The 12,006-nt window shown below is 70.8% G+C and carries 11 protein-coding genes; 7 read left to right on the top strand and 4 right to left on the bottom strand.

All coding sequences use genetic code 11. The features are described from left to right. Window positions 1–22: 22 nt before the first annotated feature. Together VIP82_RS12035 and VIP82_RS12030 are read right to left on the bottom strand one after the other, a co-directional pair. Window positions 23–1,384, bottom strand: a complete 1,362-nt coding sequence (locus tag VIP82_RS12035) for an MFS transporter (RefSeq protein ID WP_331908854.1) — start codon at window positions 1,382–1,384, stop codon at window positions 23–25. Then, a complete protein-coding gene (locus VIP82_RS12030) occupies window positions 1,381–1,854 on the bottom strand; it encodes a MarR family winged helix-turn-helix transcriptional regulator (RefSeq protein WP_331908852.1) in 474 nt (157 codons plus the stop codon). The genes VIP82_RS12035 and VIP82_RS12030 overlap by 4 nt, the downstream gene beginning before the upstream one ends. A 104-nt stretch (window positions 1,855–1,958) precedes the next feature. Here VIP82_RS12030 and VIP82_RS12025 point away from each other — a divergent pair, with 104 nt between their 5' ends. The 6 genes from VIP82_RS12025 to VIP82_RS12000 all read left to right on the top strand — a co-directional run bounded on the left by VIP82_RS12025 (window position 1,959) and on the right by VIP82_RS12000 (window position 8,482). Then, entirely contained in the window at window positions 1,959–2,810 is an 852-nt protein-coding gene (locus tag VIP82_RS12025; protein ID WP_331908850.1) for an alpha/beta hydrolase, read from the top strand. A 191-nt stretch (window positions 2,811–3,001) separates the two neighbouring features. Then, window positions 3,002–4,609 carry a glycoside hydrolase family 6 protein gene (locus VIP82_RS12020; protein ID WP_331908848.1) on the top strand — a complete coding sequence of 536 codons (1,608 nt, stop codon included), beginning with the start codon at window positions 3,002–3,004 and terminating at the stop codon, window positions 4,607–4,609. A 190-nt stretch (window positions 4,610–4,799) separates the two neighbouring features. Then, window positions 4,800–5,126: a hypothetical protein gene (locus VIP82_RS12015; RefSeq protein ID WP_331908846.1), complete on the top strand. Its 327-nt coding sequence runs from the start codon at window positions 4,800–4,802 to the stop codon at window positions 5,124–5,126. A gap of 190 nt (window positions 5,127–5,316) precedes the next feature. After that, on the top strand, window positions 5,317–6,366 hold the full coding sequence (gene lplAB, locus VIP82_RS12010; protein WP_331908844.1) for a lipoate-protein ligase LplAB: 1,050 nt from the start codon (window positions 5,317–5,319) through the stop codon (window positions 6,364–6,366). A 13-nt stretch (window positions 6,367–6,379) separates the two neighbouring features. Beyond that, window positions 6,380–7,486, top strand: a complete 1,107-nt coding sequence (locus VIP82_RS12005; RefSeq protein WP_414684665.1) for a DNA-methyltransferase — start codon at window positions 6,380–6,382, stop codon at window positions 7,484–7,486. 9 nt (window positions 7,487–7,495) lie between these two features. Further along, window positions 7,496–8,482 (top strand): LLM class F420-dependent oxidoreductase, encoded by a 987-nt coding sequence (locus tag VIP82_RS12000; protein ID WP_331908842.1) that lies wholly within the window; start codon window positions 7,496–7,498, stop codon window positions 8,480–8,482. 108 nt (window positions 8,483–8,590) lie between these two features. Here VIP82_RS12000 and VIP82_RS11995 read toward each other — a convergent pair whose 3' ends face one another. Together VIP82_RS11995 and VIP82_RS11990 are read right to left on the bottom strand one after the other, a co-directional pair. Further along, complete coding sequence (locus VIP82_RS11995) at window positions 8,591–10,147, bottom strand: carboxylesterase/lipase family protein (protein WP_331908840.1); 1,557 nt, start codon at window positions 10,145–10,147, stop codon at window positions 8,591–8,593. Next, a complete protein-coding gene (locus VIP82_RS11990; protein ID WP_331908838.1) occupies window positions 10,144–10,782 on the bottom strand; it encodes a TetR/AcrR family transcriptional regulator in 639 nt (212 codons plus the stop codon). The genes VIP82_RS11995 and VIP82_RS11990 overlap by 4 nt, the downstream gene beginning before the upstream one ends. Window positions 10,783–11,010: 228 nt before the next feature. Here VIP82_RS11990 and VIP82_RS11985 point away from each other — a divergent pair. Next, window positions 11,011–12,006 (top strand): glycoside hydrolase family 3 N-terminal domain-containing protein (locus tag VIP82_RS11985; RefSeq protein ID WP_331908836.1); only part of this gene is annotated, 996 nt, incomplete at its 3' end.

Genomic DNA, 12,006 nt, shown 5'->3' with positions numbered 1-12,006 from the left:
CCGCCGGGCGGAGGAGGTCTCGTCAGCTCGCGGCGCGCCTGCGCACGGGCAGCTCGTCGTCTTCCTCGCGGGACAGCGGGATGGGGGTGGTGCCGGCCACCTCGTCGCTGAACTCCTCGGGAGCGACGACCGTGAGCGGACGCGTCTCGTCGAGCGTGAGGCGGAACCGCTTGCGCTCGTGGCGGTGCAGCCGGCCGGAGACGAGCAGCCACGTCGCGCCGATCGCGAAGGCGACGAAGGCGGCGACCGCGCCCACGAGGATCGCGCTGCGCGGACCGAACTCGGACGCGACCCAGCCGACGATCGGCGCGCCGATCGGAGTGCCGCCCATGAGGATCGCCATGTACAGGGCCAGCACGCGGCCGCGCAGCACCGGTTCGGTCGTGGTCTGCACGTACCCGTTCGCCGTGGTCATCATCGTGACCACCGCGAACCCGGTGAACATCAGCGTCACGGCGTACAGCCAGTACGTCGGCATGAATGCCGACACGAGCGCGGCGACCCCGAACATCGCGGTGCCGACGATGAGCACGCGCAGCCGGGCGCGATCTCGGCGGGCCGCCAGCAGCGCGCCGGCGACCGAGCCGATCGCCAGGATCGAGCTGAGCAGGCCGAACCCGTCGGCCTCCTTGCCGAACTCGACCGCCATGGTCGACGCGAGGATGGGGAAGTTCATGCCGAACGCGCCGATGAGGAACACCATGGCGAACGTCACGATGAGGTCGGGCCGCCCGGCGACGTAGCGGAAGCCGTCCGCGAGGCGCGACGACTGCGGCGCCTTGACGCGCGGCACCAGCTCGTGGGTGCGGATCAGCAGGAGTGCCGCGAGCATCGCGAGGAAGGTGACCGCGTTCGCCACGAACACCCAGCCCGTGCCGATGGCGACGATGACGATGCCCGCAACCGCGGGGCCGATCATGCGGGCGCCGTTGAACGACGCGGCATTGAGCGCGACCGCGTTCGACGCGTTCTCGCGCGCGACGAGGTCGGAGACGAACGCCTGGCGTGCCGGGTTGTCGAACGCGGCGACCACCCCCAGCGCGAGCGCGAACGCGTACATGATCGGCAGGGTCATCGCGCCGGCGAAGATCAGCACGCCGATGGCGACGCCGAGGAGCAGCAGGAGGCTCTGGGTGACGAGCAGCAGCTTGCGGCGGTCGAAGCGGTCCGCGACCAGACCGGTGACGCCGACGAGGAGCAGGGGCGGGGCGAACTGCAGGGCCATCGTGACGCCCATCGCCGCGGCGTCGTTCTCGGTGAGCTCCGTGAGCACCACCCAGCTGATCGCCGTCGACTGCATCCAGGCGCCGATGTTCGACACCAGGGCACCGATGAACCAGACGCGATAGTTGAAGGCCGAGAACGACCGGAACATCGCGCTCATCGGGCGACCATCCGGGCCATGATCTCGGCGGCGGCGGCGAGCGTCTCGCGCTCGGCCGGCGTCAGCTCGGCGAGCGACGACTCCACCCATGCGTCGCGGCGCCGCGCCGTCTCTTCGACGACGGCTTCGCCCTCGGGCGTGAGCGAGATGACGACCTTGCGGCCGTCGCTCTCGTCGGCCCCCCGCACGATGTAGCCCGACTCCTGCAGGCAGTTGACGGTGCGGTTCATCGACGGGGCCGACACCCGCTCGCGCTCGGCGAGCTCGCCGAGGGTGTGCGCGCCGTGCACGCGGAGCGCCGCGAGCACCGCGAACTGCCCGTCGCTCATCGAGTCGACCGCGCGCTGCGTGCGCATGCGCCGGGCGAGGCGGAACGTCGCGATGCGCAGCCGCGATGCCGCGGAGGAGAGGTCGGGCTGCTCGCCCGGGTCGGTGCCGGTCTCGGGGATGGGGATCACGTTGCTGCTCATGCGATTACTTAGCCTAGCTCATTAGCCTTGCTAAGGAAAGTGGACGGATGCCGCGCCCGGGTCCGTGCGCGGGGCAGCCGCAACCCGCACCTAGACTTCTGCGCATGCCCGAGTTCATCGATGCGCACGGCATCACGATCTTCTTCGACGTCCATCCGGCGAAGACCGAACCGCGGGCGGTCGTGCAGCTGCTGCACGGCGTCGGCGAGCACGCGGGGCGGTACGCCGTGCTGATCGAAGCTCTCACCTCGCACGGCTACACGGTGTGGGCGGCCGACCATCGCGGTCACGGTCGCACCGGCATGACCCAGCACGGCGGCGACGTCGCCCTTCTCGGCCACCTCGGCCCCGGCGGCCTGCGGGCAGCGCTTGCTGCGATGTGGCAGTTCACCGAGCGGATCCGCGCCGAGAACGCCGACCTGCCGCTCGTGCTGCTGGGGCACTCCGGCGGCTCCGTGCTCGCTCAGATGCTGGTGAACAGGCACCCCGAGGCGTACGACGGACTCATCCTGACCGGCTCGGCGCTGCGCATGCCGGGTTCCATCCACACCAGCGGACTGAACAAGCCCTGGGACGGTCCCGACGCGATGGGCACCGAGTGGCTCTCGAGCGATCTGTCGGTGGGGCGGGCCTTCCTGGACGATCCCCTCACCACCAGTGAAGACCCCATCAAGCTGATCGGCGTGCTGGACTCCCTCCGCATGTACGGTCTGCCGCGCAAGAACCTCGGCCGCGACATCCCGACGCTCCTCATGGTCGGCAGGGACGACACCGTGGGTGGCCCGCGGAGCGTCCACCGCCTCGCCGACGCCTATCGCACGCGCTCGGGGTTCACCGACGTGACGACGCTCGTCTACCCGGGTGCCCGCCACGAGATCTTCAACGAGCTCGTGCAGCAGGATGTCCGCGCCGACCTCCTCGCCTGGCTCGACCGGCGAATGCCCGCCCGAGGCTGACTCTCGCCCCCCCGGGTCGCGGCGCTGAGTCGTTGACGCCGCGCGCCGCATGCGCCATCCTGGCCGCAGTGATCACCGTGGGAGCGCTCCCACGCCCTCTGCCGCGCCGACGCCGCCGAGGGTCGCCGTTCGCACGGTGCCGCTCCCCGGGCGAGGACGCCCGGCGGTCGACGACGACCCAGGAGAATTCCATGACCCCTCACCCCGCCCGTCTCCTCCCGCGCTCCCGGGGCCGCACCTGGGCTTTGGGCGCCGTCGCGGCGCTCGCGATCGGACTGGCCGTCCCCTTGAGCACCGGTGCCGCCGCCGCGGAGGAGTCCGACGCGGACTCCGGCCTCGCGGGCTCCGAGCTCTACGTCAACCCGTGGAGCACGACCCTCGAGGCGGCGCAGTCGCTCACCGGCCAGGCGCGGGACGACGCCCAGCTGCTGGGCTCGATCGCCTCGGCCGACTGGTTCACCTCGGGCACGCCCGCCGAGGTGGAGGCGGCGGTGGACGACGTCGTCACCGCCGCCGCCGCGCAGGGGCGCATGCCGGTGCTCGTGGCGTACAACCTGCCGTTCCGCGACTGCGCGCAGTACTCGGCAGGAGGAGCGGCCGACACCGCAGCGTATGCTGCCTGGATCGACGGGTTCGCAGCCGGCATCGGCGACCGGGCGGCCACGGTGATCCTCGAGCCCGACGGACTCGGCATCATCCCCCACTACGTCACGCTCGACGGCCAGCACGAGTGGTGCCAGCCCTCTGAGGTGCCGGCCGAGACCGCCGCGACGGATCGCTTCGCCCAGCTCAACCACGCCGTGGATGCGATCGTCGCCCTGCCGGAAGCATCCGTGTATCTCGACGGCACCAGCTCGGCCTGGCTCAACGTCGGCGAGATCTCGGACCGTCTGATCAAGGCCGGCGTGCAGGACGCAGACGGGTTCTTCCTCAACGCGTCCAACTACCAGTTCACGGCGAACAACACCGCGTACGGCACCTGGGTGTCGCAGTGCATCGCCTACGCCACGCAGGTCAACCCGGGCGACTTCGGCTCGTGCGGCAACCAGTACTGGAACGGCGGCCCGGCGACCGATTGGCAAGGTGTGGGCATGTCGCCGTACGGCGAATGGAGCGCGGATGCCGCTGACCCGGCGCTCAACACCAGCGGCGTCGACTCGCGCTACGCGGCGATCCTCGGCGATGTCGAGGCCACCACGCACTTCGTGATCGACACCAGCCGCAACGGCCTCGGCCCCTGGAACCACGAAGGCCGGTACGGCGACACGCACGAAGACTGGTGCAACCCGCCGGATCGCGGCCTAGGCACCCGCCCCGACACGACGACCGACGTGCCGCTCGTCGACGCGTACCTGTGGATCAAGGTCCCGGGCGAGTCCGACGGCAAGTGCTACCGCGGAACCGCCGGCCCGCTCGACCCGGAGCGCGGCATCGAGGACCCCGCCGCCGGTCAGTGGTTCGTGGAGCAGGCGCGCGAGCTCATCGCTCTCGCGGACCCGCCGATCGCACCGCTCGACTGCCACGTCGCGTGGGCGGTCGATGCCGACGAGGGCTCGTTCGCGGCGACCGTGCGCCTCTCGGGTGCCGTCGCCGACCGCTGGACGCTCGCGTTCGCCGTCCCGGACGGGCAGACCGTGACCAAGGCCACGCGCGCCGCCGTCGTTCAGGCCGACGGCATCGTGACCGTCAGCGGCGCGACCAAGAAGGCGGGCAATGCGCCCGACACGGTGATCCACGCGAAGGGCGCCGCCAGCACGCCGTGGCAGTTCCTTCTCGACGGCCGCGCCTGCACGTCGTAGCGACGCGCACGCCGACCTCGTAAGAGGCGGCGGTGACGGATGCCTCGCCCTCCTCGCCGCCGCCTCTTACCAGTCGCGCAGGCGCCGCGTCCAGACCCCGGCCGTTTCGCGGGCGCGGTCGCGCGCGTCGGTAGGCTGACCGCGCCCCGGCACCCGTCGGGGCATCTCCTCGCGAAAGGTTCCCCCCGCCTTGATCACCCTCAGCTGGCTCCTGCTCATCGCGCTCGTCGGCGGCGTGCTCGCCCTCGTCGACGGCATCCTGCGCGTCCGCGGCAAGGGCAACACCCTCGTCGGCATCATCGAGATCGTCGTGGCCGCACTGTTCATCCTGTCGCTGTTCCTCCCCGGCATCCCGTTCGGGTCGCTGGTGCTCGCCATCGCGACCCTGATCGTCATCGTCGTCGGGCTCATCGTCCGCGGAGGCCAGGGCGTGGGCATCGCGATCGCGGCGCTCGCCGTCATCGCGCTGTGGATCGTGCTCGTCAACCGCTGGCTCGTCATCCCCGGCATCAACTGAGCCGGCGGACGGTCGCCGGTCCTCGAGGCGTTTCGTCTCGGTCGCTGGCGCTCCCTCGCTCAACGACCGGGACTTCCTCTCGGTCGTTGAGCGAGCGAGGAACGAGCGAGACGAAACGCGCCGGGGCGCGCGCATCCGGAGGGCGGCACCCGCTCACCGGCCCACGGACCCCGGGCAATAGGCTGAACGCATGCACGGCGAATACAAGGTCCCCGGCGGAAAGCTCGTCGTCGTCGACCTCGAGGAGCGCGACGGCCGCATCGCGGACTTCCACCTCGCGGGCGACTTCTTCCTCGAGCCGGACGACGCGCTCGACGACATCGACGCCGCGGTGAACGGACTGCCGATCGAGGCGGATGTCGCGGCCATCGCCGCTGCCGTGCGCTCCGCGCTGCCGAGCGGGGCGCAGCTGCTGGGCTTCACGCCCGAAGCGGTCGGCACCGCCGTGCGCCGTGCCCTCGTCACCGCGCCCGGCTGGCGCGACTTCGACTGGGAGATCGTCCACGACAAGCCGGTCTCGCCGCGCATGAACCTCGCCCTCGACGAGGTGCTCACCGGCCGCGTCGGCGACGGCCGACGGCGCCCCACGCTGCGCATCTGGGAGTGGGACGAGAACGCCGTCGTGATCGGCTCGTTCCAGTCGCTGCGCAACGAGGTCGACCCCGAAGGGGCCGCTCAGCACGGCTTCGACGTCGTGCGCCGCATCTCGGGTGGGGGCGCGATGCTGATGGGGGCCAACTCGATCGTCACGTACTCGCTGTACGTGCCGGCGTCCCTGGTCGCCGGACTGACGTTCGCGGACTCCTACGCGTTCCTCGACGACTGGGTGCTGCAGGCGCTGCGGGCCCTCGGCATCGACGCCACCTACCAGCCGCTCAACGACATCGCCTCACCGCAGGGCAAGATCGGCGGCGCCGCGCAGAAGCGCCTCGCCAACGGGGGAGTGCTGCACCACGCGACCCTCAGCTACGACATGGACGGCGAGGTCATGACCGAGGTGCTGCGCATCGGCCGCGAGAAGCTCAGCGACAAGGGCACGACGTCGGCGGCCAAGCGCGTGGACCCGCTGCGCCGCCAGACGGGCCTGCCCCGGGAGGCCATCATCGCCAAGCTCGAGGAGACGTTCACGAACCTCTACGGCGCCGTCCCCGGTCACATCACCGATGACGAGTACGCCGAGGCCGAGGCGCTCGTGGAGTCCAAGTTCGCGACCGACGCGTGGCTGCGCCGGGTCCCGTGACGGGCGGGGGCGCGTGAGCTCGGCTGCGGGAGGAACGGACGCCGCGCCGCGCGGCCGCGCAGCGGCCCCCGGCTCCACGCCGGCGTCCGATGCGGCGGCGGCCCCCGGGTCCGTCGAGATCCACGAGGGTGACAACCTCGAGGTCATCCGGCGGCTGCCCGACGCCACCTTCACTCTGATCTACCTCGACCCGCCGTTCAACACCGGCCGCCCGCAGGAACGCTCGATCGAGACGGCCCGGTCGCGGCATCCGTCCCCCTCCGCATCTCCCGACGTCCCCGCCGACTCCCTCTCGGTGAGAGAACAACGGGTGGACGAGACGATGGGTGATTCCCATGGTCTCGGCGACCCGATGTCGTCTCGCGGGCTCGGCGGGACGGACCGTGCCGGCGGGACGGACCGTGCCGGCGCGTCCGGCGTCGTGCGGCGCGGATTTCACGGTCGCGAGTACGAGCGCATCCGCGGCGACCTGCGGGCCTACGACGACCGGTTCGACGACTACTGGGGCTTCCTCGAGCCGCGGCTGCTCGAGGCGTGGCGCCTGCTCGCCGACGACGGCACGCTCTACCTGCACCTCGACTACCGCGAGGCGCACTACGCCAAGGTGCTGATGGACGCGCTCGTCGGGCGCGAGCGGTTCCTCAATGAGCTCATCTGGGCCTACGACTACGGCGCCAAGACCCGCAAGCGCTGGCCCACCAAGCACGACACGATCCTCGTGTACGTCAAGGATCCGAAGGCGTACTGGTTCGACTCGGATGCCGTGGACCGCGAGCCCTACATGGCGCCGGGGCTGGTCACACCCGAGAAGGCCGAGCGCGGCAAGCTCCCGACCGACGTGTGGTGGCACACCATCGTGCCGACGACCGGGCGCGAGAAGACGGGCTACCCGACGCAGAAGCCCGAGGGGATCCTGCGACGGATCGTGCAGGCGTCGTCGCGCCCGGGCGACCGGGTCCTCGACTTCTTCGCGGGAAGCGGCACCACGGGCGCCGTGGCGTCGGCGCTCGGCCGCGACGCCGTCCTCGTCGATCACAACCCCGAGGCGATCGCCGTCATGCGGGAACGGATGCCGCACGCCCGCGTTTCGGGCATGGAGCACGAGCAAACGCTTCCCTAGGCTGGGGGCATGCGCTTCGGTACCTTCATCCCCCAAGGCTGGCGATTCGATCTGGTCGGCATCGACCCCTCCGAGCACTGGGAGGTGATGAAGGGGCTGGCACAGCGGGCCGACGCGGGCGCGTGGGAGTCGCTGTGGGTCTACGACCACTTCCACACGACGCCCGTGCCGAGCGAGGAGGCGACGCACGAGGCATGGACGCTGATGGCGGCGTTCGCGGCGTCGACGCACTGCATCCGTCTCGGCCAGATGTGCACCTGCATGGGCTACCGCAACCCGGCCTACCTCGCGAAGGCCGCCGCGACCGTCGACATCGTCTCGGGCGGCCGCACCGAGATGGGCATCGGCGGCGGCTGGTACGAGCACGAGTGGGAGGCGTACGGCTACGGCTTCCCGCCGGTTCCGGAGCGGCTGCGGATGCTGCGCGAAGGCGTCGACATCATGCAGCAGGCCTGGACCACCGGCCGCGCAACCCTCGACGGCAAGCACTACCAGGTCGACGGCGCGATCGTGCAGCCGCTTCCGCTCCAGGACGGCGGCATCCCGCTCTGGGTCGCTGGCGGCGGCGAGAAGGTGACGCTGAAGATCGCGGCGAAGTACGCGTCGTACACGAACTTCGCCGGCTCGCTCGACGACGTCGACCGCAAGAGCGCGATCCTGCGCGAGCACTGCGACGCGCTCGGCCGCGACTTCTCGGAGATCACGCGCAGCTCGAACTTCAACACGATCGTCGGCGCGACCGAGGCCGAGGCGCACGACCGCCTCGCGGCCGTGAAGGCGCGCCTGCTCCCGTTCGTCGGACAGGACCGCGCCGACCAGATCGAGCACGACTACGTCAGCTCGCCCGCCTTCGGCGCCGTGGAGCAGGTCGTCGAGCGTCTCGCCGAGCGCGAGCGGCACGGCATCGGCTACGCCATCCACTACTTCCCCGAGGCCGCCTACGACCTATCGGGCATCGAGCTGTTCGAGCGCGAGGTGATCAGCGCGCTCGCCTGACGCACCGACTCCGCAGAATCAGGCCGGACACGCCGCGATGAGTTCGAACGCGGCGAAGTTCGCGCGATTCTGCGGAGTTCGTGCGCGGTGCGGGGCGACGTCAGCGGGTCAGACGAGGGAGCGGACGCTGCGGTAGCCGTCGGCGACGACATCCGGAGCGGATGCCGCCCCACCGAACACGCGTGTCGTCCCGGGCGCGTCCGACCAGGGCCGCCACCCGGGGCCGTCGCCGCGGGCGAGCGCGACCGCGGCGCCGTGGATCGCAGCGGCGAGCCGTCGCGGAGGAGCGTCGCCGGCGATCGCGGCCACGTGCGGCTCGTCGAGGCAGTCGAACCAGAACGGCACGTCCAGGCAGTGCAGCGCCCACCGCCGCGTGGGCGACGGCCAAGAGAAGCGGTACACCCACGTCGGGGCGGCTCCCCGCGCGTCGGCGACCCTCACGACCGTCGAGCGGAAGACCACGTCGGTGACGTAGCGGCCGAGGACCGCTGCCGTCCCCTTGCGGCGCTGTGCCCTGTTGTCGGCGAGATAGGCGCGTCGGCGCTCCCGCGGTATGTGGAGTTTCGCGAGCGCGAGGCCCGCGGGGATGAAGCGGAGCTTGCGCTGCGCCGAGTCCAGGACCATCGTGAACTCGTCGTCCGTCGTGCCGAGGACGAGGGGCTTGTCGGCCCCCACGCCGGAGCGCAGCGCGGCGACCGTGGGCTCGAGGATGAGGTCCCCATCGATCTCCGGGCCCCAGGACAGCCCGTCCTTCAGCAGCCCTCGCACGCCGGCGAGGCGATCGGCCGACTCGGGCTCGACAGCCTTCGACTGGAGCGCGTGCAGGCTCTCCTCCGGTGCGGAGGCGAAGCCCTCGCGCGTCGGCGCGACGCCCGCCAGGCGAGCGAGCCTCGCCGACGCGGTGCGAGCACGCTCGGAAGAGACGTCCGCCAGCGCGCCAGACAGTGCCCACACCGAATGGAACAGATGCTGCGCAGCGGGCATCGCGAGCAGCCGGAGCACCGCGCCTCCACCGGCGGACTGCCCCGCGATCGTGACGCGCGACGGATCGCCCCCGAAATTCGCGATGTTGTCCTGCACCCATTGCAGTGCGGCGAGCCAGTCCCGCACGCCACGGTTCGACGGTGCGCCGTCGATGTGCCCGAACCCGTCGAAGCCGAGGCGATACGAGATCGTCACGGTGACGACGCCGTCGCGGTTGAAAGCGAGGCCGTCGTACCAGGGGCTCGCCGGAGACCCTGAGACGTAGCCTCCGCCATGGATCCAGACGAGCACTGGGAGGGCGGCATCCACCACCCCCGGAACGGGCGTGAACACATTGACGTTGAGCGTCGCGTCACCGGGCACGGAAGGCTCCGGAATGAGGGTGATCCCGGGGTCGCCGCGCTGCGCGGTCGCACCGAACTCGAGTGCGTCCCGCACACCCTCCCATGGCTCGGGCGGTACGGGCGCCTCGAAGCGCAGTGCCCCCACCGGGGGCTTTGCGAACGGGATGCCGAGGAATGCGGCCGATCCGCCGGATCCGGGTTCGCCCCGCCAGAGGCCGCGCACGCGTCCGGCGACGGTGTCGGCTTCCGCGTAAAGCGTCGTCGCCGTGGCAGGGCTCGCGGGCAACGAAGCTGAGGGAGCTGCGCCGGAGACTGCCGGCGAGGGGGTGGGGGTCATGGCTTCTCCGGGGTGAGCAGGTCGAACAGGGCGCCGATGGTCGCGGCCATGTCGATGTCGGGCTCGAGCATCCACTGCACCTGCATGCCGTCGGCGACCGCCTGGAAGATGCGGGCGAGAGTCTCTGGTGCGATGCGGGTATCGAGCTTGCCGGCGGCTTGCTGGGCGGCGATCGCCGCCGCGAAGAATCCGCGCAGGTTCTCGCCGCGAGCCAGGAAGAACTGGTGCGCGGGGTGCGCCGGATCGGCCGCGTCGACCGACAGTCGCGCGAAGAGGTTCACCAGACCGGGGACATCGGCGTTGTGGCTGATGACGCCGAGATAGCCCGCGCGGATGTCGACCTGCCCGGCGTCTTCGGATCGGGGGACGCCGTGCTCGAGATCGACGCCGAGGCCCTGATCGATGGAGTCGATCTCGTCGCGCTTGCGGAGGATCTCGGTGAAGAGCTCCTCCTTGCTGTCGAAGTAGTGCAGGAGTCCGGCCTGGCTGAGGCCGACGGCATCCGCCAGTTCCTTCACCGACGCGCCGCGATAGCCCTCGCGGGCGATCACGTCGAGGGCCCGCGTGAGGATCTCCTCCCGCTTGGCGACGCCCTTGGCGTAGGAGCCGCGTCGTCCGGTACCGCTCTCGGTCATAGGAGAAGTAAACCCGAATATCGCTTGATTTCTCAAAACCAAATGACATATGGTTTTGCCGAGCGTGCTCACCGTCGAGCCCCCGTCACCCGAAGCAGGGACCTGTTCATGACAGCACCGTCGGACGACACCGCGTCCTCGGCATCCTGGGAGCGTTCGCCATCTGGCCGATCAAGGCCGTCCGCTGACCTGACCTCCGACATCCGACAGCCACATGAAAGGAACTCCATGAGCATCCCCGATGTCACGGAACTGACCCTCGAAGAGAAGGCGTCGCTGACCAGCGGCGCGAGCTTCTGGTACACCAAGCCCGTCGAGCGCGTGGGCGTGCCCGCGATCATGGTCACCGACGGCCCGCACGGTCTGCGCAAGCAGCGCGAGGGCGGTGACCACCTCGGCATCGGCGACAGCGTGCCGGCCACCTGCTTCCCGCCGGCCGTCGGCCTCGGCTCGTCGTGGGACGTCGAGCTCATCCACCGCGTCGGCGAGGCGCTCGGCACCGAGACCTCGATCGAGAACGTCGCGGTGCTGCTCGGCCCCGGCATCAACATCAAGCGGTCGCCGCTGTGCGGCCGCAACTTCGAGTACCTCTCGGAGGACCCGATCGTCTCGGGCGTGCTGGGCGCCGCGATCGTGAGGGGCATCCAGTCCAAGGGCGTGGGCACCTCGCTCAAGCACTTCGCCGCCAACAACCAGGAGAACGACCGCATGCGGTCGTCGTCGGACGTCGACCCGCGCCCGCTGCGCGAGATCTACCTCCGCGGCTTCCAGCGGGTCGTCGAGGACGCACAGCCCTGGACCGTCATGTGCTCGTACAACCGCATCAACGGCGTCTACGCGTCGGAGGACCCCTGGCTGCTCACCCAGGTGCTGCGCGACGAGTGGGGCTTCGAGGGACTCGTGGTGTCGGACTGGGGTGCGGTCAACGAGCGCGTGCCGGGTCTCGCCGCCGGCATGGACCTCGAGATGCCGTCGTCCGGCGGCACGACCGACGCGCAGATCGTCGCCGCGGTGCACGACGGCTCGCTGGACGAGTCGGTGGTGGATGTCGCGGCCGGCCGGGTGCTCGACCTCGTGCGCAAGGCCACCGACGGCGCGGGGACGGTCGAGGGACCGCTCGACGTCGATGCCCACCACGCGCTCGCCCGGGAGGCCGCCGGCCGCTCGATCGTGCTCCTCAAGAACGACGGGGTACTCCCGCTGGCGAAGGATGCAAAGCTCGCC

The organism is Microbacterium sp., assembly GCF_036566905.1.
In the GTDB taxonomy this organism is placed as follows: Bacteria; Actinomycetota; Actinomycetes; order Actinomycetales; family Microbacteriaceae; genus Microbacterium.
This window is presented reverse-complemented; position numbering and strand designations above follow the sequence as displayed.